This window comes from Maribrevibacterium harenarium, assembly GCF_006385675.1.
Classification (GTDB): Bacteria; Pseudomonadota; Gammaproteobacteria; order Pseudomonadales; family Marinomonadaceae; genus Marinomonas; species Marinomonas harenarium.
Genome location: NZ_VFRR01000020.1, coordinates 51190 through 72124, shown reverse-complemented (window position 1 = coordinate 72124; position 20935 = coordinate 51190). Strand labels below are relative to the sequence as shown.

Genomic DNA, 20935 nt, shown 5'->3' with positions numbered 1-20935 from the left:
GGGTAAGTGCCCGAGCGTAAGCTTGGAGCACTCACAGCCGGGAACACTGTTCGCCCGGCGATATGGAATATTTTTCCATACAACTAGGAACGGTAATGGTGAGGTTTTTCAGCAAGTTGTTGAAAGCGTTGCTGCAATTTATCTCGGTATCTTTCAGCTTGTGCGATACCAAATTGTTCGATTCCAAAAACAGCTATTTCAATTAAGTCTTGCTCAGCGGCTGGTGACAATCGGTAGTTAGTCATCGTTTTTTGTATGGCGTTGCTTGGCTATTTCCCAGATATCATTAACTGACAGCTTGCTGTAGCCATGTCTGCTCAGACTCTCTTCAGCTTCAATAAGTAGTGATCGAACTTTATCTATGTGCTGTGACTCTTCCCGGCGCGCTTGTCGGATCAAGTCATTAATTGCATCGCTGGTACTGGTGTACTCTTTACTTTCTAGCAGTGATTTTATCCACTTAGCATTGGGTTCAGTGAGACTAATACTCAAACGGGACATAACAAAACCTCAGATTTGATGTAGATATGATGCATTATCGCACCACTTTCGTTTTGTGGCCAATCTGAGAGTCGGATATGCCATACCTTATTTATGGGGTAGCCTAACTCAGATTCCACATGCCAAATATATCTTCATTGGCAAAGCGTTCTATCAGATAGTCACAGGTGAGCTTGAGCTTTGGGGAGGGTTGCTGGGCTCTAGGGTAGACTAACCACACGCCAGTGTAGGGATATTGATATTGTGGCAACAGGGAAACGAGTTTGCCGGATTCAAGGTCATCCTTTACATAGTAGTCCGGTAGTTGTGCGATGCCGAGCCCTTTGCGTACAGCGTTAAGTAGTGCGGGGCCGGAGTTACTGCGCCAAAAGCTGGGCACCTTTACCTCTTTACGTTGGCCGTTTTGACTGAATACCCAATAGGTTTTCGAGCCCATCAGACAGCGGTGTTTGTTTAGCTCCGCTAAGGTATGTGGCACCCCGTACTGATCTACGTACTCACGGGAGGCGCACAAATACTCCGCACGGTCACAAAGACGCCGGGAGAGCAAACTAGAATCTCGTAACGCCCCCATACGGATGGCAAGATCATAGCCTTCTTCAATGAGATCCACTTCCCGGTTGGTTAAATGCAAGTCCAACTCTACTTGGGGATAAAGCAGCAGAAAGTCGTTCAGTAGGGGAGCTAAATAGCGCTCACCAAAGGTGGTAGCACAAGTGATGCGTAATGTACCGGTTGGGGCTTGGCTCATGGCGCTGACTGCTTCCTCTGCACTGGCGAGGGTATTGGGCAAATCGCGGCAGTGCTGATAGAACTTTTCCCCAGCTTCACTTAGTCGGATACTGCGAGTGGTGCGAAATAGCAAGGTCGTACCCAAGCGTTGTTCTAAATGAGTAATCAGCCGACTAATGTGGGAGGCGGAGACGTTTAAACGACTGGCCGCCTTGGAAAAACTGCCTTGATGTACCACTTCCACAAACGCTTCCATGGCTTCCCATTGTTTCATAGAGAAAGCTCCTATTGTTGCTATATGACAATAATGATTTGTTAAATTGGCTATTATCGCAATAGTTTTTTGCGTCTACACTTACCTAACTTATTACACTCACTGTTATGTTAGACGGAGTTCACAATGTTGAAATGTAAAGCAGCGGTCGCTTGGGGCCCAGGTCAACCTCTTAAAATTGAAGAAGTTGAAGTACAGGCTCCACAAGCCGGTGAAGTGCTAGTGCGCATGGTCGCTACGGGCGTATGTCACACCGACGCGTTCACCCTTTCAGGCGAAGACCCAGAAGGTATCTTCCCTGCGATCCTAGGTCACGAAGGTGCCGGTATTGTTGAAGCGGTAGGTGAAGGCGTTACTTCTCTACAAGTAGGTGATCACGTCATCCCACTTTACACCGCAGAATGTGGTGAGTGTAAGTTCTGTAAATCTGGCAAAACTAACCTTTGCCAAGCCGTTCGTGCAACGCAAGGTAAAGGTCTGATGCCAGACGGCACTAGCCGTTTCAGCATCAACGGTGAGCCAATTTTCCACTACATGGGCTGTTCTACTTTCTCTGAATACAGCGTTGTACCAGAAATTTCCCTAGCGAAAGTGAACCCAGAAGCGGCAATGGACAAAATCTGTCTACTTGGCTGTGGCGTAACTACGGGTATCGGTGCGGTGCTAAACACAGCGAAAGTTGAAGAAGGCGCGACGGTTGCTATCTTCGGTCTTGGTGGTATCGGTCTATCTTGTATCCAAGGTGCACGCATGGCTGGTGCTTCTCGAATCATCGCCATTGACCTAAACGAATCTAAATTCGAAATGGCAGAGCAGTTCGGTGCCACAGACTTTATCAACCCATCCAAATTCGACAAGCCAATCCAAGAAGTGATCGTTGAGATGACTGACGGTGGTGTTGACTACTCATTCGAGTGTATCGGTAACGTTAACGTGATGCGTGCCGCCCTTGAGTGCTGTCACAAAGGTTGGGGTGAATCCATCATCATCGGTGTCGCCGGTGCCGGTCAAGAAATCTCTACTCGTCCATTCCAGCTTGTAACGGGTCGCGTATGGCGCGGTTCTGCGTTCGGCGGTGTGAAAGGTCGTTCACAACTACCAGGTTACGTTGAAGACTACATGAGCGGTAAGATCGAAATCGATCCATTCGTAACCCACAAAATGAAGTTGGAAGACATTAACGAAGCTTTCCACTTGATGCACGAAGGTAAGAGTATTCGTACTGTTATCGAGTTTGATGCGAAATAAAATCAATCTGTAGTGAAAAGCCCATCCCCACGATGGGCTTTTTTTACTGATATTAAGAGGGATTTATGGAACTGTTATCGAGTACCAAAGTAAGTGGCGGTTGGTTAAAGCGCTACCGTCATGAAAGTTTGTCAGTGAAAGGCGATATGGTTTTTGCCATTTTTTTGCCCGCCCAAGCGGAAAACGCCAACGTACCTGTGTTGTACTGGCTGTCTGGTCTAACTTGTACCGACGAGAACTTCTCCCAAAAAGCCGGTGCCTTTAAAAAAGCTGCCGAGCTAGGTTTAGCCATCGTTATGCCGGACACCAGTCCCCGTGGTACCGATTACCCCGGCGAGCACGATAGCTACGACTTCGGCTCTGCGGCAGGCTTTTATTTGAATGCTACTGTTGCCCCTTACTCTAACACCTACCATATGTACGATTATGTGGTGCAAGAGTTGCCTCATCTGGTAGAAGAGCATTTCCCGGTGACAGACAAACGTTCTATTTCTGGTCACTCTATGGGCGGCCATGGCGCTTTAATTTGCTCATTGAAGAACCCTGGCCGCTACCAGTCTGTATCGGCGTTTGCGCCGATCACTAACCCAACTCAATGTCCTTGGGGTGAGAAAGCATTCACTGGTTATTTGGGTGACGATCGCGAAACGTGGAAAGCGTGGGATAGCTGTGAACTGATTGCCACCGCACAAGAGCGTCTACCGTTATTGGTTGACCAGGGTGAGGCAGATAACTTCCTGGAAGAGCAACTTAAGCCAGAAGCCTTGGAAGCGGCTTGCGAAAAAGCCGGTCATCCTTTGACCCTACGCCGTCAGCCAGGTTACGACCATAGCTACTTCTTTATCTCAACCTTTATTGATGATCACCTAGAGCATCATGCCAAGGCATTAGGTTTGATTTAATAAGTTAAGCGCTATTGTTGATCCAATAAAAAAAACGCCCCTTGGATAACTCCACGGGGCGTTTTTTTATGGTCGGTGAAACAGATTAATGGAACTTAAATTTATTGATTTGATTGCGTAGGCCGGTCGCCATTTCAGCAATCATGTCACTGCCTTGCGCCACTTGCTCGGACTCCTGTAGCACCCGCTCTGAAGCGGTGCGAATAGTCATCAGATTGTTGTTAATCTCTTCTGCGACTTGACCTTGTTGCTCTGCTGCTGAAGCAATTTGAATGCTGCGATCAGACACATCATCCACTTGGCTTAACATATGGCTCAAATGCTCTGCGGCAAGTTTCATCCGTGCGGCACCTTGCTCCGCTTGTTGGGTGCTGGAAGCCATAGATTTAGAAGCAACTGCAGACTGTTCCTGAAGTTTTTCAATGATTTGACTTATTTCTACCGTAGAGCTCTGGGTGCGACTAGCAAGTGAGCGTACCTCGTCAGCCACCACCGCGAAGCCACGTCCCATTTCCCCAGCCCGAGCAGCTTCAATCGCGGCATTAAGCGCTAACAGATTGGTTTGTTCGGAAATATCACCGATCACGCCCAGTACAGAATTGATCTCTTGGGTTTGTGAAAGTAATTGACCAATGACCTGATTTGCCCCCTCTACATGCTCTGTTAGGGCTTGGATATTGGTGTTGGTTTCATTCAAATCACGGCTAGATTCTTGGGTGAGTTGCTGTACATCCTTGGTGCACCCTGCGGTTTCTTTTGCGTTAATAGCCACGTCTTTAATGGAGTAGGACATTTCATTCATGGCTGCGGCCAGTTTATCCACTTCGTGGAACTGGCTATTCATACCCTGTTTGGTTTCTGCTGTATTAGCACGCATTTGGGTAGCGACGGTTTGTAGCTCCTCGATCGCGAAAGAAACCTGTCCTAGCGTATGGGATAGGGATTCAGATACTTGATTGGCAGAATTGGCCAAAATGCCAAGCTCGTCGCGACGGTCTAACTCGATGCGTCCGGTCATATCCCCTTGCGCAACAGTTTGTAGAAAGCCTGTTACCTGTTTCAGGGGTTTCACAATGCCACCAACAATAACCGCACTAATAAGCAGTGCTACAATGATTAAAATCGCTTCCACTGTGGCAGAGGTGGTCATGCTACTCCAGAACTGTTGTTGTACATCTGTCAGCAACACACCGGAACCCACAACCCAGCCCCATTCCTTCACGCCGCGAACGTAAGAGACTTTATCCTCTGGGGTCGCCACTTGAGGTCCTTGGTAAGTGTAATCGACAAAGCCTTGGCCTTGTTGTTTGACTGTAGTGACCATGGCTTGCCAATGGAATTTGCCGCTGGCATCAGTTTTTTGCGCCATATTTTGCCCCGCAAGTTGGGGTTTAAATGGGTGCATCAACAGGGTATGGTTTAAGTCATTGATCCAAAAGTAACCGTCATTGCCATAGCGTAGGGCTGCGACCGCTTTTAAGGCAGCGGCTTGGGCTTGTTCTTTGCCTAGGGTGTCGCTTTGCTGCACGTAGTAATTGATGAGTGAGTGGGCATTATCCACTTGTTCTTTGACCTGCTGTTTGCGGGCCGATAGTAGCTCAGAATAGAGCCCTGAATAGGCTACGCCCTCAAATACCACGAGCAATAGGATCAGTGTTGCGATAAGGCCCCAAAGTTTGTGACCGACTTTTATATTTGCGAGAGTCATGATGACCGCCTCCCTGCTGATGATAGTTAAATTGGATAAGTCAGAATTATGATTGAGTGCCCCAAATTTGTGCTGATATAAATCACTTCATTGAATTTAAACTCATTTTTCATGGGGGAATTTCATTGTTTTGTCACATTAGCAAGGAGAGCTATAGTAGGATTTGCTGGTTTAACCAGCGTTCGATGGTGCTGAGGTAACGCTCCCGAATTGGCTCCGGCGATAGGTAGAGGTCGTGGAAACCGCCATCTATCTCCGCTTGGGTGAGGTTCTGAAAAATCATCCCAGCGGCTCCTTTCATGCTTTCCACATCAAGTACTCCATCCCCTTGGCGCACTGCTTCTACCGAGTGTTGCCGCAGGGTTGAGCGCTTAGAGTGGCACATAAGCGTGGGCAACGGAATCCGTTGTTTAAGCAGATCCCGCTGACTAAAAATAATTTGCTTGAGCCAATGAAATGATAAGGGGAAACCGTGGGCTGGTTTCCAATCCAGACGATAGTCCCACTCGCCGCGAAAGCGCCGATGGATGGTACGGGCATAGGTGCTGATTTTGTCAGCTCTAAGCTGATGAAATGGCAGGGCTGAGACCACCCACCAAATCAGTCGCGTCATGTGTAATTGCAGTTTCGGGGAAAAAGGCAATGCCAAAAAAGGGCTATTAAGTATTAAGCCGCGAATGGCTGGATAAGGGATTTGCTCGTTGGCGGCATCCATATCATATTGCTTCGCTAGGTAACTTGAGGCAATCAAGCCGCCGGTGGAGTGAGCCAGAATCACTACTTCCTCGATACCGGCTGAGCGCATATGGGCTAGAGCCATGCGTATATCCATATGATACTGGCTGAGACTATCACACCAGTTGGGTGGGGTGTTCGGGCGTATTGATCGGCCATAGCCTTGTAAGTCCAAGGCAAAAAAACCAAGCCCTAGCTTGGCGAAAAATGGCCCAAGATCCCCCTGAAAAAAATAATCGGTGTAGCCATGCATATAGAGAATGGCGGTTCTGGCGGGCATCGCGGGTAAATATTCAACCAGACTGCTTTCCACCATAGTTACCGGCCCTGGCAGCCGATAAGTATGGCAGAGATAATCTTTTCCAAGTAGGTCAACTTGGCTATCGAGCAAGCACCAAGGCGGCGTCACCATCAGAAAATATTATCGCCTAACTGGTCGATGGTGAGCTTGGCCTTGCGTACCGTGAGTTCCACACATTCATCGAAACTACCCAATAGATCGGAGCGGATAAATTTATGTTCGCGTAAATTCTCACCTTCCCCTTTGGTGATGGTTGCGGCGACACGATATTGACCTTGATCTTTCATAGGGGCCGGTTGAATCAGAAAGCCTTGGTATTCCACCGCTTCCACGGACGGTTGGTTGGCGCTTTCTTGACCGCCACTAAATAGTTTCGAAATCGAGGACAGTAACCCCATAACGTCAAACTCCAAATTAATGCTGTTGCGTTTATTGTGGCTGTTCCTAATTAGAGCGTCAAATACGGTAAAAGTTAAGACTCACTTCGAGCCAAGAGCACCGCACGCTTACGACTCGACATTAAGGTAAACATCGCCAACAAAATCGCAGGAATCATCAGTAAGTTCAGCAGTTCCCAGCCAAACAAATTATACCAATAGCCGGCCAGCAAACTGGCGGCAGCGCTGGTGCTAAACACCATAAAGTCATTCAGCCCTTGAACACGGGCTTTATCCACTGGACGATAGCTATTGGTGAGCAGGTTGGTGGCACCGATAAAGGTAAAGTTCCAGCCGATACCGAGTAACACCAGCGCTGTCCAGAAATGCCAATAGGTTAGCCCAAACTGGTTAAGCAACACACAACCGAGCAACATAATACAGCCAAGATAGATAATCTTCTGGGTGCCGAAGCGGGTGATCAAGCGCCCAGTAATAAAAGATGGGGCAAACATCCCCAGCACGTGCCACTGAATGACCGAGGCGGTACTGTCGAAGCCAAAACCACAGCCTTGCATGGCCAGCGGCGTCGCCGTCATCACCAACACCATCACACTATAGCCAATGGCTCCAGCGGTAATGGCACTTAATAAAGTTGGATTTTTCAGTAACGTTAAGTAGGAACTTGCTTGCTCAGTTTTGCTAAGTGGCGCTGGCTTTTGTAGCGGCAACAGCAAAATCAGTAGGGTCGTGAGGGCGTATAGACCAAACAAGGCCGCAAATGCCCCCAAATATTTGATGTCAGACCAATCCGCAAACCACACCGCAAGATTAGGCCCCAAAATAGCAGCGACAATACCAGCCCCCATAATGAGGCTGATGGCTTGTGGAGCTTTTTCCTTGGGGGCATGCTCTGTCGCAGCGAAACGGTATTGCTGACCCACACCAATGGCCATGCCAAGCAAGAAAGTAGATAAGCAAAATAGCTCAAACAATTGCCCTTCTACTGCCACATAGGCCAAGGCGGCACCAAGCACACCAATTAAATTGCCGATTAAGAAGCCTAGCTTGCGTCCCAGCCAGCCCATCAATAACGCCGCCGGTAGGGTGACGCCCATCAAACCGAGGAACTGAAACGCAATCGGTAATGTGGCGAGTTCCAAGGATGGAGCGAGTTTATGGCCAATTAGAGCGGTCACCGACACCAATAAAATATTGCCGGTGACAAGTAGTCCCTGGCCAAGGGCAAGGCCCCAAACAGTAATGCCAAGCATGGTTATTCCTTACGCCAATAGGCAAGGGCGCATATAAGTGATTGTGTATAATGCAGATAATGTGAAATTAGCATGAGTTATGATGTCTTAGAAGCCTGATGGACACGAATTGCCGTTTAAGTGGGTAAAATGACAGATATCACGCCAAGTTATAAAAGGAGTCTCCTATTTCAACGCTTGTCCCGAACCAACAGGACCTCTGGTTCCTTCCATTAGGAGGAACAGGGGAGATCGGCATGAATTTGAATTTGTATGGACACAATGGTCAGTGGCTAATGGTGGATTGTGGGGTGTCATTTAATGAACCCTTGGTTAAGGGTGACTTAACAACCAGCGAGATTGTCTGTGCCGATCCGGAGTTTATTGCCTCCCAAAAGCAGCGGCTCGCCGGTATTGTGATTACCCATGCCCATGAAGACCATATTGGCGCCGTGCCGTTTCTTTGGCGTCGTTTTAATGCACCGATTTACACCACCCCGTTTACGGCAGAAATTCTGCGGCGCAAACTGGCACAAGTGGGCTTGCTAGGGGAAGTGACAATCCATGAGGTGCCATTAGAAGGGGAAGCGCACATCGGTGAGTTCCATGTCAGTTGGCTAACCTTGACCCATTCCATCCCCGAGCCTTGCGCTCTATTTATTCGCACCAACGCGGGCAATGTCTTTCATACGGGCGATTGGAAAATTGATTTTACCCCTGTCATCGGCGATCGTTTTAAAACCCAATTGCTAGAACGGTTTGGTAGCTACCCGATTCATGCTGTGGTGTGTGACTCAACCAATGCCCTACGGGAAGGTCACTCCGGTTCCGAACAGGATTGCTATCACGGCTTGTTAGAAACCATTCGAGGGGAAAAAGGCCGTGTGGTGGTGGGCTGTTTTAGTAGCAATATTGCTAGGCTCGTTTCCCTAGCTAGAATCGCCAAGGAAACTGGACGCTACTGCGCGCTGATGGGGCGTTCGCTACAAAATATGGTAGCGGCTGCGAAAGTAAGTGGTTACTGGCCGGACGATGTGGATGTGATCGATAGCCGTCATATTGGTTTTCTACCGGCTAACGAGGTGCTAGCGGTGGCAACGGGCAGCCAAGGAGAGCCCAAAGCCATGCTGACTCGCTTGGCGTTGGATAACTGTTATGACCTCACTTTAGAAGAAAACGACTTGGTACTCTTCAGTGCCATGATAATCCCCGGTAATGAAAAAGAGATCCAGCGGCTCGTGGATCGTTTCCATGCCCGTGGCATTCGAACCTTACAAACCCATGATACGGAACAGGTTATTCACGTCAGCGGGCACCCTTATCAGGATGAGTTGCGCAATATGTACCAGTGGTTACAGCCGAAACTGGCCATTCCCACCCATGGGGAAGCGGAACATATGCGTATGAACGCCAGTATTGCCAAAGACTCCGGTGTGCCAAGGTCATTGACAGGATTGAATGGAGATTTGTTTCAAATATCACCCCAACCGGGGTTACGACGAAAAGCCGTAAAAGCACGACGGATTGCCCTAGAGCGCTAGGGCAATCGCCACTAACTGGATTACTGCTGTGGAATTGCAGTTTCTTCCGGCATCTCTTCGATAGCACTTTCAAATGCTTTCAAGCGTTTATAGATAGAGATAAGCTCCACAATGGTGGTCCATGAATTGACCAAGAATTGGAACGAGCTTTCCACTTGGTTAAACGCGTTGGAAATACGCTGCATCACCCCTAGGGTAAACGCACCTGCTACGATGGAAGGCCCTAGGGCTATCAGTGGCACTAATACCCCCGCCTGTAAGTAGCCGTAGCGCACCACATTGAAGTACAAATAATGGAAGTAGAGCCGGAAGTAGTTTTTACGCACATTACTGAATAGCTCGGCTAACTTAATCGGCTCGGCGCGGTCGGCATGGTCTTCACCGTATACCAATTCTTTGCGGTAGGCGGCTTCCACCTTTTGGTTTTTAAATTCCAGGCCGGGCAGCTTGATACCCGCGGTGGCTAATAAAACCGTACCAATGATTGACCAGATAATCGCCACGAATACCAATGCCTGCGGTACCGGGCCGATCAGTGGTAGCTCGGTGACGTAACCGGATAATCCCCACAGCACCGGCAAGAAAGCTAATAGGGTCATTATTGCATCGAGAAAGCGTACACCTAGGCTTTCCACAATACTGGCGAAGCGCATGGTGTCTTCTTGAATCCGTTGGGAAGCCCCCTCAATGTGGCGGACTTTTGGCCACATGGCGGTGTAATGGTCATTCATGGCTTGGCGCCAGCGGAATACATAGTGACTGACAAAGAAGTTGTTAAACACCGCGACAGTGATTGCCACCAAAGCAATGGTTGCAAAGGTCACTAGTTGTCCATAAAACTCGGCGAGGGTAATGGTATTGGGGGCGGTCAGAGCTTTTTGAATGATGTCGTAGAAAGCGCCGTACCATTCGTTGATCATGACGCTGACTTGCACTTGAAACCAAGTGATAAAGACAATCAAGGCAGAGCCAGCAATGGACCACTTGCCCCATTTTTGTCCGCCATAAATCATCCAGCTGACGACGAACGCCCCATAGCACACCAGCATGTACTGGTAGAGCCACACATCTTGGGCCCAGCTTTGGGCTTCCTGAAATGCCATTTGTGCCGTTTGGTCGGCGCCTTCTGTTAACGCAGCTGGGAACGCTGCTCCGAGCCAATTACCGATGGATAAGCTTGGGCCTAAGTCTTGTAACCAGCCATACCAACCGATCACGGCAGCAAGTGCCCAGAGGGCAAAGGTCAGAAAGAAAAGTTTGGGTTTGGGGAAGAAGGACAAAAACACGTTTAATCTCACTCTCAAATTAGTCAGAACATAGCCGGGACGCTAACCTCTTGTCCACATGAGGTTTTGAGCTTAAACCAGTGCGCTGGTGAGAACAATCGGGGATAAGAAAGGAATAGGGAAATTCAATAAAAAAGCCCCACCCGCATTACGCGGGCAGGGCTTTGATAAACAATAAGTGCTTAGTTAGCGACTACTTTAGCCACCGCTTGCTCGAAACGAGCTAAGCCTTCTTTGATATCTTCTTCTGGGATAATTAAAGATGGTGCAAAACGCACCACGTTTGGCCCAGCAACCAGCACCATAAGACCCGCTTCAGCAGAAGCTGCAACGAAATCTTTGGCATGACCAGCTAGCTCGTCTTTGACTTCAGCACCCATCAGTAGACCCATACCACGAATATCTTTAAATACATGGTATTTTTCGTTGATGGCTTTTAGACCGTCTACGAATAACTGATGACGTGCTTTAACCCCTTCTAGTACCTCGGGGGTATCAACAATATCAATAACCGCTTCGGCAATAGAGCAGGCCATTGGGTTGCCGCCATAGGTGCTACCGTGAGTACCAAAGCCTAAGGCTTGTGCCGCCTTGTCCGTTGCCAACATAGCACCCACTGGGAAACCGTTACCCAATGATTTGGCGGTAGTCAGTACATCTGGAGTGACGCCAAGTTGCTCGTAAGCATACAAAGTACCGCTACGACCCACACCGGATTGCACTTCATCGAACACCAACAATGCATTGAATTGATCACACAATTCACGCACCTGTTTGGCGAACTCTTTATCCGCAGGAATGATACCGCCTTCCCCTTGGATAGGTTCCATCACCACAGCACAGGTTTTATCGCTGATCAGTGCTTTAAGTTGTTCGATGTTGTTGTAGTCACAGTGCTTGATGCCACCTGGCGTTGGCTCAAAGCCTTCCTTGTACTTGGGTTGACCACCAACCGACACGGTAAACAAAGTACGACCATGGAATGACTGATAGAACGCGATAATTTCGTTCTTCTCAGGGCCAAAGTTGTCAAACGCGTAACGACGGGCAAGCTTGAACGCGGCTTCGTTAGCTTCGGCACCACTGTTGGCAAAAAATACGCGGTCAGCGAAGGTTTTTTGCGTCAGTTTTTTAGCCAAACGTAGCGCCGGTTCATTGGTCATTACGTTGGACAAATGCCAAAGTTTACCGGCTTGCTCGCGCATTACTTCAACCAGTTTCGGGTGGGAGTGTCCGAGTGCTGTTACGGCAATACCGCCAGCAAAATCGATGTACTCTTTGCCTTCCTGATCCCACACGCGAGAGCCTTCACCACGCACAGGAATCATCGCCGCTGGTGCGTAGTTGGGAACCATTACCTCGTCAAATGTTGCTCTCGTTACTTGTTCAGTCACTTTGTCTACCTCGTTGAAAAATAAGCGGCCGATCCGTGCCGGCCGCTTTGGGTTTATATCAGATTTCTCAACTCACGAATAGCAACAGACACCATAGATAGCGTGAGCTCGGTTTCAGCTTTGATCTCGCTGAAAGTGGCCCGGTAGTGTTTGATGTTATCGCTGTTAAGCTCACGCCAGTGGCTTAGGCGTGCATCCAACTCTTTGATATCGGCACTGGCTTGGATAACTTCCTGAGTTAGGGTACGTAGGCTGTTATCTACTTCATCGCCAAGGCCGGCTTTCGCGCGGCGCTCCCACATGTCATCCGCTGGTAGCGTAGCCACGCTTTGACGTAACCAATGCAGTTCCAAATCCATCTCTAGGGCGAAATAGGTTTGGGCCACATCCAGCACTTCTTTCTCGGTATTGGCGGCAACGCGAATCACATCCAAACCATAGAAGAGGTACTGCATGGCGCTCAAATTGTTGGCCACATCCGCTGGAATGCCTTGTTCCTGCAATTCAGCGCTTAGCTTCGCCAAGTGCGCTTGGCTTGGCTCAGTGAGGATGGCATCTAGGTTGGCGCGGATGATTTCCACACCAGGCTTGTAAGCATCGATCAGACGCTGAATGGACAAGCTTTCACGGGTGTTACGCAATAGCCATAGGGTCGCCCGTTCCATCATGTTTTGAATTTGAATCAACAGACGATTCAACAGGCCATTGTCAACTTTGAAGTCTAGGGCGTTGATGGCATCCCATAGGCTTGGAATATTGAAGATTTCATCCGCAGCCATGTAAGCGCGCACCACATTGAGAGAAGAAGCGCTGGTTTCTTCCTGTACGTGTACGCCGAAGGTTGGCCCCATGCGGTTACCGATATTGTTGGTAACGTGGGCGGCGACAATTTCCTGCACCAATGGGTGCTCGGCCATATGCTCGCCAAAACGTTTTACCAGCGGTTTCGGGAAGTAATGTTTGATCTGGGCGATCAAGTCAGCATCTTCACCGATACCGTCTTCCACCAATTCCTCGAAGAAACGGATTTTTGAGTACGCCAATAGGACAGAAATTTCTGGGCGGGTTAAGCCTAGCCCCTTGCTTAGACGCTTCTTAATTTGGTTGTCAGTTGGCAAGAACTCGATCTCACGATTCAAGCGACCTTCACGCACCAAAGATAAGATCAAACGCCAGTGGTCAGTTAGACGCTCTGGAGCTTGGGCATTGGCTAGGGACAATACATGGCTTTGACCACGGTTGTGGCGCAGTACCAATTCGCCTACTTCGTCAGTCATTTCTGCTAGTAGGGTATTACGCTGCTTCTCGGTCATATCGCCATTTTCAACGATACGGTTAAGCAGGATCTTGATGTTAACTTCGTGGTCGGAGCTGTCTACACCAGCGGAGTTATCGATCGCATCGGTAGATACCAAGCCGCCGTTTAGGGCGAACTCAATACGGCCTTTTTGAGTGAAACCGAGGTTACCACCTTCACCAATGATTTTGCAGCGTAGTTCATTGCCGTTAACACGAAGGGCATTGTTGCCGCTGTCGCCAACATCCGCATGGGATTCGCTTTCGGATTTCACATAAGTACCGATACCGCCGTTCCACAACAAATCAACAGGCGCCTTCAGAATGTGTGAAATCAGATCCGTTGGCGCCATGGACTTCACGTTGCTTTCAATGCCCAAGGCTTTACGAATATCCGCATTGATTGGAATAGATTTGGCGCTACGGTTGAAGATGCCGCCGCCTTTAGAAATCAGTTCTTTGTTGTAATCTTCCCAAGTAGAGCGTGGAAGTTGGAACAGGCGCTGACGTTCTTCGAAAGACGAAGCCGCATCCGGCGTTGGGTCGATAAAGATGTGCATGTGGTTAAAGGCTGCGATCAAGCGAGTGTGTTTGGATAACAGCATACCGTTACCAAATACGTCCCCAGCCATGTCACCGATACCCACCGCAGTGAAGTCGGTAGTTTGGCAATCAATACCGATTTCTTTGAACAGGCGTTTTACTGATTCCCAAGCGCCGCGGGCGGTAATGCCCATTTTCTTGTGGTCATAACCGTTCGAACCACCAGAAGCGAAGGCATCACCCAACCAGAAGCCATATTTCGCAGAAATGCTGTTGGCTAAGTCAGAGAAGGTCGCTGTACCTTTGTCGGCAGCGACTACCAAATATGGGTCATCTTCGTCGTAACGTTTTACTGCTGTTGGCGCTACGATTTCGTTTTGTACCAAGTTATCGGTGATGTCTAGCAAACCGCTAATAAAGGTGGTGTAGCAACGTACTACTTCGGCCTGTACGTCTTCACGGGAAGCATTTTTCTTCAGTTGTTTGGCAACAAATCCGCCTTTGGCACCAGAAGGCACAATAACGGCGTTTTTTACCATTTGTGCTTTTACTAGGCCTAGTACTTCGGTACGGAAGTCTTCCATACGGTCAGACCAGCGCAAACCACCTCGGGCAACTTTACCGCCACGCATGTGTACGCCTTCTACCCAAGGGGCATAAACGAAGATTTCAAACTTCGGACGAGGTAGTGGCACGGCTGGGATTTGGGTTGGGTCAAGTTTGAAAGAAACATAATCTTTCACATCGCCCGTTTCGCTAACTTGGTAGAAGTTAGTACGTAGCATGGCCTGAATCACTGACAAGTAGTGTTTCAGAATGCGGTCTTCATCCAGATTGGCAACGTTATCAAAGGCTGCTTCGATTTTTTCCAGTAGCTTTTCAATTTTGCTGTCGCGCTTGCTTTCCAAAGCAGGGTCAAAACGCAATTCAAACAGCTCTACCAATAGGCACGCGATATTGGCGTTTTTCTCCAAAGTTTGCTGCATGTATGGCAGGGAGAAAGGCACTTGTAGTTGCATCAAGTACTTGGTCACTGCCCGTAACATGGTGACTTGACGCCAAGTTAGGCCGGCTTCAAGAACCAGCGCGTTGAAGCGATCGTTTTCTACGCGACGTTGGAATACTTGGTTGAACGCTTCTTGGAAGGTTTCACGCTGTTCTTTTTTCTCTAGATTCACATTCGGGCTAACGCTGATGGCAAATTCCACCACCCAAGTATTGGCTTGGCCGTCGCCATTTTGATCTAGTTCGTATGGGCGGGCTTCTAGTACCCGTAAGCCCATATATTCCAAGATTGGCAATACGTCGGATAACACCAATGTGGTGCCAGCACCGTAGACCTTGAAGAAGTAATGGTTTTTCGCCTGACCAACCTGACGGTATAGATGGGTACTGATATCCCCTTCACCGGCAAGTTGATTTAAACGCTCGATATCCAGCACGGCAGAGTTCGGCGAGAAGTCTTCCACGTAAGCGGCAGGGAAGTATGGGGCGTAGGCATTGAATAGCTTGTTACCGGTTTCTTCACCTTGGCTAGTGTGTAACGCGGAAAGCAATTTGTCTTCCCAAGACAACATGGCTTCCTGCATTTTACGCTGTACGTCTTCCACATCGATCACAGGGGTATTTTGTGGGTCAGCGATTTGGATAGTGAAGTTAACCCGTGCCAATACCTGCTGGGAGAACTGCACGTTAAATTCTGAGCTGGTACCATTGCACGCATCTAGCAGAATTTCCTGCATCTTGATCCGCAGTTCTGTGTTGTAGCGGTCACGAGGCACGTAGACTAGGGCATTGAGGAAACGACCGTAAATGTCTTTGCGTAGGAATACGCGCAGTTGACGGCGCTCTTGAATCGCCAAAATACCTTCAATCGTGGTAAACAATTCATCCACTGGTGCTTGCAGCATTTCATCCCGTGGGTAGCTGTTCAGGATGTGTTTAAGGTTTTTACCCTTGTGGCTGTTTGGATCCACATTGGCGCGGGTGATGATGTGGTCTAGCTTTTTGCGTAGTAAAGGCACGTCCTGCAAGCGGGCAACATAAGCCGCAGAAGAGTACAAACCGAAGAAGCGCCATTCACCAATGACTTTGCCTTTCTTATCAAAGCGTTTGATACCCAAGTAATCCAAATGTACTGGGCGGTGAATGGTGGAAATGGCCGTAGATTTAGTCAGTACCAAAGCATTGGATGGATCTACCGCGAGCTTGGCAAGTTTCGGCGTAAGCACGATGTCACGCTTAACGGTTTTGTGTAAACCTTCCTCACTGAATGTGCCAAGGCCAGAGCCTTCAACAAATTTCAGGTGCGTTTCATTGCCTTCTTCAACCAAGTCGTAAGCGCGGAAACCAACGAAAGTGAAATGATCGCCTTCCACCCAACGTAGGAAGTCCAAGTTTTCTTGGTGACCTTCATCATTTTTTAGGTGTGCCACTTTTTCACATTCAGCGATGATGGTGTTTAGCTTGGCTTTCATGGTTGGCCAATCACGTACACACAAACGGGCATCGGCAAGCGTATTTAAAATTTCTGCGCGGATGCGTTCCATTTCTTCCACATCAGATAGGCGGTCGATTTCAAAGCGAATCATGGCTTCGCAGGTATTGCCTTCCTGTTTGGTCAAAATGGCTTCCAATTCACCATTGGCGGAACGCTTAACAGGAACTACTGGGTGGGCAGTAAAATGAATGGTATGGCCTAGGCGCACTAGCGCCATGTTGAAAGAAGAGACCAAGAAGGGCATATCGTCGGTCACAATTTCAATAACCGTATGTACTGATTGCCAGCTATGCTCTTCATAGTTGGGGTTGTAAACACGAACCTTGGCTTCACCGGTTTTGCGCTGTTGTACATAGTCCCATAGGCAGATGACGGTGCCATAAAGGTTATCGATGGACTCGGCAGCCATGTCTTCAATCAGTAAGTCACTGAAGTAAAGGTCAGTCAGGTTGTGTAGGTCAGCACATTCCGTGGCATTGCAATGCTCGGTCATCTCTGACTTGATACGTTCTATAAGCTCGCTTTTTCTTGTGTTAGTCATTTTTACTCATCCTCATGAGTGGTGTTAGCGGTGAAAGCTCGTCTTGTAATTATAGGTCGAAAAAAACACTACCCAATGACCAGTTATCGATTATTATGAAAACTTGACTCTTTGGGTAGAAAGGAAATTTCCAGATTGCGACATTTAATTCTGTCATGCGGTCGCGCTGTAGAAAAAATGCTTGATCGAAACCGGAAAACCCTTTGATATCCATTCTAAACGAAACAAAACCCTTTTTAGTGCTTTGATCGTAGGATAATAATTTGCACAACACCGAATTCGCATCAAGAGAAATCATGCAGGCGAGCCGAAAAGCCTTAAAATATGGTTTTTTACTCTTACCCAACTACTCTTTGCTAGGGTTCTCCTCCGCAGCGGAGACCCTGCACATGGCTAATTGGGTCAGTGGTAAAGAGCTATATCGTTTTTGCACTATAGGTCAAAATACGAAAGAAGTACTTTCGAATTCTGGTGTGGCGACCCAAGTGGACTATGAGTTGCAGGATGCTCCTGATGATTTGGATGCCATTTTTGTCTGCGGGGCCTCTCCGGTGGTGCAAGTTGATGATCCAGCGTTAGAAAAATGGCTGCAAAGACAGGCTCGCACTGGTATCTGCTTGGCGGGTATTTGTACTGGGAGTTACGTACTGGCCCGGGCCGGATTGCTGAATGGCTACCGCGCGACTATCCATTGGTGGAGTATTGCCAATCTTAGGGATGAGTTTCCGGGGATAGTGGTTTCAAGCCATCTATTTGAAGTAGACCGAGATCGTTTTACCTGCAGTGGCGGCACGGCAGCCATGGATATGATGCTATTCCTGATTGGGAAACAGCATGGTATGAATCTGGCAGCAGCCATTTCCGAACAGTTTGTTTGTGAGCGTATCCGCACCCATGAAGATCCACAACGGATTCCACTGCAAGCGCGTATTGGCACCGGACAGCCCAAATTGGTTGAAGCGGTGCAGTTGATGGAAGCCAATATTGCCGAACCCTTGTCGTCAGATGATATTGCCTACCACGTGGGAATATCGCGCCGTCATCTGGAGCGTCTATTCAAACGTAATCTTGATACGGTGCCTTCCCGCTACTATTTGGAATTGCGCTTACAACATGCCAAGCAGTTGTTGCAGCAGACTGACAAGAGTATTTTGGAAGTGGGGCAAACCTGTGGTTTTACTTCGGCGCCCCATTTCAGTACCACTTACAAGGGGTTCTTTGGCATCACTCCGAGGGAAGAGCGTAAGAATTTATCAATAAATGTGAACAATCTTGTCCACACGGATAGGAAAAAACGCCAACTCTGGCGAAAATAGTTTTACAATACACAGTACCCTTGGCGTGATTTTTGAATCTTCGTCGCTACTGTGCCAAAAGCTCATAGAAGCATAAGAACTAGAAAAACGTCTAACAGGCGTCAATGCATCACCAAGTTAAAAGGTAACTAACATGTCTAAAGCACCTGCGCTGCAGTTGATGGATATCCATAAAACCTTCGGCGACCATGAAGTGTTGAAAGGTATCTCCCTAGAAGCCCACGACGGCGACGTGATATCTATCCTAGGTTCCAGCGGCTCCGGTAAGAGTACCTTTCTGCGCTGTATCAATTTGTTAGAAAACCCCACTCGTGGGCAAATCCATTTCAATGGCGAGCAGCTCAAACTACAACCCGGTGCCCATGACTTAGAAGCAGCGGATCAAAAACAGCTGACTCGTATGCGTCAGCGGATCGGGTTCGTATTTCAAAGTTTCAATTTGTGGCCTCATATGACGATTTTGGAAAATGTGATGGAAGGGCCATTACATGTTCTGAAACGTCCCAAGCAAGAAGTCGCTGACTATGCGGAGCACCTACTTCATAAAGTCGGTATTGCCGATAAAAAGCACATGTACCCCAATCAACTTTCCGGCGGACAGCAGCAGCGTGTGGCGATTGCCCGCACGTTAGCAATGGATCCCCAGGTCATTTTGTTTGACGAGCCTACGTCCGCTTTAGACCCAGAGTTGGTAGGTGAAGTGCTCGGGGTAATGCGTAATCTTGCCGAAGAAGGTCGTACCATGCTGATTGTGACCCACGAGATGAACTTCGCCCGCGAAGTTTCTAGCGAAGTGGTATTCCTGCATCAGGGGTTAGTGGAAGAAAAAGGTACACCAGAAAAGGTATTTGGTGCGCCAGACTCTGCCCGCTGCCGAGAGTTTTTATCCAGCACTTTCTAAGTGTTGGGTAAGTTGCAATAGAGGGCGGGTCACGCCCCAATGAAACGTTCAATATATCTATTCCATACCAACAAGAAGGGTAGAAACATGAAATTGAAAAATATCGCACTAGGTTCCGCTTTATTAATGGGTGCTACATTGGCGGCATTGCCAGCGCAAGCAGCAGATAAAGTTCGCATCGCCACTGAAGGCGCTTGGGCACCATTCAACTACATCGATGAGAACGGCAAGCCACAAGGTTTTGACGTAGATATCGCTTGGGCCCTATGTGAAAAAATGGCAGCAGACTGTGAAGTGGTTACCCAAGACTGGGATGGCCTGATTCCAGGTTTGAAAGTTCGTAAATTCGACGCCATCATCGCGTCCATGTCGATCACCGAAGAGCGTCTACGTGCTGTTGATTTCTCAAACAAATACTATTCCGGTGGTTTGCGTTACTTGGCGCCAAAAGGTTCTAACATCGACCTTAACAACCTAAACGGTAAGGTTATTGGCGCTCAGCGCGCGACCTTGGCTGCACAGTACCTAGAAGACAACTTGATGAGTACGGCAGAGTTGAAATTCTATGATACCCAAGACAACGTTTACCTAGATTTGGTTGCAGGACGTTTGGATGTGGTGTTGTCTGATGAGCTTCCTACTTACGACTGGTTGAAAACTTCTGGTAACGGCGACAAGTTTGAATTCAAAGGCGAAGCCTTCAAGAAAGAAGATGAAATCGGCATTGCGGTACGTAAGGGCGACAAGTTAAAAGATAAATTCAACAAAGCGTTGGACGAAATCTTGGCTGACGGCACCTATGCTGAAATTAACGCCAAGTACTTCCCATTCTCTATCTATTAATCCACGTTCAGGCACGCTCTTAGAGCGTGCCTGTCAGTCAGAGTAAAGATTATGATTGATCTTCACGGATATGGTAGCCAGCTATTGTTGGGTGCCCAGGTAACCGTTGAGCTGGCCATGTCGTCACTGCTGGTGGGATTGATTCTGGGATTGTTAGGGGCGTCGGCAAAGTTGTCGCGCTTTCGCCTATTGCAGTGGCTTGCTAACGGCTATACCACCCTTATTCGCGGTATACCAGAGCTGCTAACGGTATTGATTATCTACTTTGGTGCCACCACCGTCCTGATGGGCATTGCTGGTTGGTTCGGCTATGAGGAATACATCGAAATTGGCCCATTTGCGGCTGGTGTGACTGCTCTGGGGTTGACTTTTGGCGCCTATGCCACGGAAGTGTTTCGGGGCGCCCTACAGTCCATTCCTAAAGGCCAGCATGAAGCGGCCATTGCGTTAGGTATGGGCTCTATGCGCAAATTCTACCGCATCATTTTGCCACAGGTTTGGCGTATCGCCTTGCCCGGTATTGGCAACCTATTCCTCGTATTGCTAAAAGATACCGCCTTGGTATCGGTAGTGGGATTGGACGATATTATGCGTAAGGCCAATATTGCCGTGAATAATACCAAGGAGCCGTTTCTGTTCTATTTAGCGGCAGCCTTTATGTACCTTGCTTTGACCGTCGTTTCCATGGTGGTAGTAAGCTATTTCGAAAAACGCGCCAATCGCGGTCTACACCGGGGGTAAGT

The 20935-nt window shown here is 48.4% G+C and carries 17 protein-coding genes; 7 read left to right on the top strand and 10 right to left on the bottom strand.

Annotation, left to right across the window (positions count from 1 at the left end; translation table 11 throughout):
* Positions 1 to 83: 83 nt before the first annotated feature.
* The 3 genes from FJM67_RS17975 to FJM67_RS10825 all read right to left on the bottom strand — a co-directional run bounded on the left by FJM67_RS17975 (position 84) and on the right by FJM67_RS10825 (position 1507).
* Positions 84 to 245: a type II toxin-antitoxin system RelE/ParE family toxin gene (locus FJM67_RS17975; protein WP_140589210.1), complete on the bottom strand. Its 162-nt coding sequence runs from the start codon at positions 243 to 245 to the stop codon at positions 84 to 86.
* A complete protein-coding gene (locus FJM67_RS10830) occupies positions 238 to 501 on the bottom strand; it encodes a ribbon-helix-helix domain-containing protein (protein ID WP_140589208.1) in 264 nt (87 codons plus the stop codon). The genes FJM67_RS17975 and FJM67_RS10830 overlap by 8 nt, the downstream gene beginning before the upstream one ends.
* A 103-nt stretch (positions 502 to 604) precedes the next feature.
* Positions 605 to 1507 carry a LysR family transcriptional regulator gene (locus FJM67_RS10825; protein WP_140589207.1) on the bottom strand — a complete coding sequence of 301 codons (903 nt, stop codon included), beginning with the start codon at positions 1505 to 1507 and terminating at the stop codon, positions 605 to 607.
* Between the two features lie 129 nt (positions 1508 to 1636).
* Between FJM67_RS10825 and FJM67_RS10820 the strand changes: the two genes are divergently transcribed.
* Together FJM67_RS10820 and fghA are read left to right on the top strand one after the other, a co-directional pair.
* A complete protein-coding gene (locus FJM67_RS10820) occupies positions 1637 to 2755 on the top strand; it encodes an S-(hydroxymethyl)glutathione dehydrogenase/class III alcohol dehydrogenase (RefSeq protein ID WP_181161479.1) in 1119 nt (372 codons plus the stop codon).
* A 65-nt stretch (positions 2756 to 2820) separates the two neighbouring features.
* On the top strand, positions 2821 to 3657 hold the full coding sequence (gene fghA, locus FJM67_RS10815) for an S-formylglutathione hydrolase (protein ID WP_140589203.1): 837 nt from the start codon (positions 2821 to 2823) through the stop codon (positions 3655 to 3657).
* Positions 3658 to 3742: 85 nt separating this feature from the next.
* On the opposite strand, the gene FJM67_RS10810 is transcribed toward fghA, so the two are convergent.
* The 4 genes from FJM67_RS10810 to FJM67_RS10795 form a co-directional block, all read right to left on the bottom strand.
* Positions 3743 to 5365, bottom strand: coding sequence for a methyl-accepting chemotaxis protein (locus FJM67_RS10810; protein WP_140589202.1), 1623 nt, complete (start codon positions 5363 to 5365; stop codon positions 3743 to 3745).
* Positions 5366 to 5516: 151 nt separating this feature from the next.
* On the bottom strand, positions 5517 to 6512 hold the full coding sequence (locus tag FJM67_RS10805) for an alpha/beta hydrolase (RefSeq protein WP_140589200.1): 996 nt from the start codon (positions 6510 to 6512) through the stop codon (positions 5517 to 5519).
* Positions 6512 to 6799 carry an HlyU family transcriptional regulator gene (locus FJM67_RS10800; RefSeq protein ID WP_140589198.1) on the bottom strand — a complete coding sequence of 96 codons (288 nt, stop codon included), beginning with the start codon at positions 6797 to 6799 and terminating at the stop codon, positions 6512 to 6514. Before FJM67_RS10800 ends, FJM67_RS10805 begins: the two co-directional genes overlap by 1 nt.
* A 74-nt stretch (positions 6800 to 6873) precedes the next feature.
* Positions 6874 to 8052, bottom strand: a complete 1179-nt coding sequence (locus tag FJM67_RS10795; protein ID WP_140589196.1) for an MFS transporter — start codon at positions 8050 to 8052, stop codon at positions 6874 to 6876.
* Positions 8053 to 8288: 236 nt separating this feature from the next.
* Here FJM67_RS10795 and FJM67_RS10790 point away from each other — a divergent pair, with 236 nt between their 5' ends.
* Positions 8289 to 9572, top strand: a complete 1284-nt coding sequence (locus FJM67_RS10790) for a ribonuclease J (RefSeq protein WP_140589194.1) — start codon at positions 8289 to 8291, stop codon at positions 9570 to 9572.
* Between the two features lie 20 nt (positions 9573 to 9592).
* Here the strand turns inward: FJM67_RS10790 and sbmA are convergent, their stop codons facing one another.
* The 3 genes from sbmA to FJM67_RS10775 form a co-directional block, all read right to left on the bottom strand.
* Positions 9593 to 10858 (bottom strand): peptide antibiotic transporter SbmA, encoded by a 1266-nt coding sequence (gene sbmA / locus FJM67_RS10785; RefSeq protein WP_140589192.1) that lies wholly within the window; start codon positions 10856 to 10858, stop codon positions 9593 to 9595.
* Between the two features lie 182 nt (positions 10859 to 11040).
* Positions 11041 to 12252 (bottom strand): aspartate aminotransferase family protein, encoded by a 1212-nt coding sequence (locus FJM67_RS10780; RefSeq protein WP_140589190.1) that lies wholly within the window; start codon positions 12250 to 12252, stop codon positions 11041 to 11043.
* A gap of 53 nt (positions 12253 to 12305) precedes the next feature.
* The gene (locus FJM67_RS10775) at positions 12306 to 17132 is read right to left on the bottom strand and encodes an NAD-glutamate dehydrogenase (RefSeq protein ID WP_140589188.1); all 4827 of its coding nucleotides are present in this window, start codon (positions 17130 to 17132) and stop codon (positions 12306 to 12308) included.
* Between the two features lie 296 nt (positions 17133 to 17428).
* On the opposite strand from FJM67_RS10775, the gene FJM67_RS10770 reads away from it, so the two are divergent.
* From FJM67_RS10770 to FJM67_RS10755, 4 genes are all read left to right on the top strand, one after another.
* Positions 17429 to 18448, top strand: a complete 1020-nt coding sequence (locus FJM67_RS10770; protein WP_140589213.1) for a GlxA family transcriptional regulator — start codon at positions 17429 to 17431, stop codon at positions 18446 to 18448.
* A 133-nt stretch (positions 18449 to 18581) separates the two neighbouring features.
* Positions 18582 to 19349, top strand: a complete 768-nt coding sequence (locus FJM67_RS10765) for an ABC transporter ATP-binding protein (RefSeq protein WP_140589186.1) — start codon at positions 18582 to 18584, stop codon at positions 19347 to 19349.
* Between the two features lie 87 nt (positions 19350 to 19436).
* Positions 19437 to 20192 carry a transporter substrate-binding domain-containing protein gene (locus FJM67_RS10760; protein WP_140589184.1) on the top strand — a complete coding sequence of 252 codons (756 nt, stop codon included), beginning with the start codon at positions 19437 to 19439 and terminating at the stop codon, positions 20190 to 20192.
* Positions 20193 to 20243: 51 nt separating this feature from the next.
* On the top strand, positions 20244 to 20933 hold the full coding sequence (locus FJM67_RS10755) for an ABC transporter permease (RefSeq protein WP_219845956.1): 690 nt from the start codon (positions 20244 to 20246) through the stop codon (positions 20931 to 20933).
* Positions 20934 to 20935: the final 2 nt, after the last annotated feature.

Coding starts and splice junctions, on each gene's coding strand:
- FJM67_RS17975 (WP_140589210.1), bottom strand. CDS start 245: ATGACTAACTACCGATTGTCACCAGCCGCTGAGCAAGACTTAATTGAA.
- FJM67_RS10830 (WP_140589208.1), bottom strand. CDS start 501: ATGTCCCGTTTGAGTATTAGTCTCACTGAACCCAATGCTAAGTGGATA.
- FJM67_RS10825 (WP_140589207.1), bottom strand. CDS start 1,507: ATGAAACAATGGGAAGCCATGGAAGCGTTTGTGGAAGTGGTACATCAA.
- fghA (WP_140589203.1), top strand. CDS start 2,821: ATGGAACTGTTATCGAGTACCAAAGTAAGTGGCGGTTGGTTAAAGCGC.
- FJM67_RS10810 (WP_140589202.1), bottom strand. CDS start 5,365: ATGACTCTCGCAAATATAAAAGTCGGTCACAAACTTTGGGGCCTTATC.
- FJM67_RS10805 (WP_140589200.1), bottom strand. CDS start 6,512: ATGGTGACGCCGCCTTGGTGCTTGCTCGATAGCCAAGTTGACCTACTT.
- FJM67_RS10800 (WP_140589198.1), bottom strand. CDS start 6,799: ATGGGGTTACTGTCCTCGATTTCGAAACTATTTAGTGGCGGTCAAGAA.
- FJM67_RS10795 (WP_140589196.1), bottom strand. CDS start 8,052: ATGCTTGGCATTACTGTTTGGGGCCTTGCCCTTGGCCAGGGACTACTT.
- FJM67_RS10790 (WP_140589194.1), top strand. CDS start 8,289: ATGAATTTGAATTTGTATGGACACAATGGTCAGTGGCTAATGGTGGAT.
- FJM67_RS10775 (WP_140589188.1), bottom strand. CDS start 17,132: ATGACTAACACAAGAAAAAGCGAGCTTATAGAACGTATCAAGTCAGAG.
- FJM67_RS10770 (WP_140589213.1), top strand. CDS start 17,429: ATGCAGGCGAGCCGAAAAGCCTTAAAATATGGTTTTTTACTCTTACCC.
- FJM67_RS10765 (WP_140589186.1), top strand. CDS start 18,582: ATGTCTAAAGCACCTGCGCTGCAGTTGATGGATATCCATAAAACCTTC.
- FJM67_RS10760 (WP_140589184.1), top strand. CDS start 19,437: ATGAAATTGAAAAATATCGCACTAGGTTCCGCTTTATTAATGGGTGCT.
- FJM67_RS10755 (WP_219845956.1), top strand. CDS start 20,244: ATGATTGATCTTCACGGATATGGTAGCCAGCTATTGTTGGGTGCCCAG.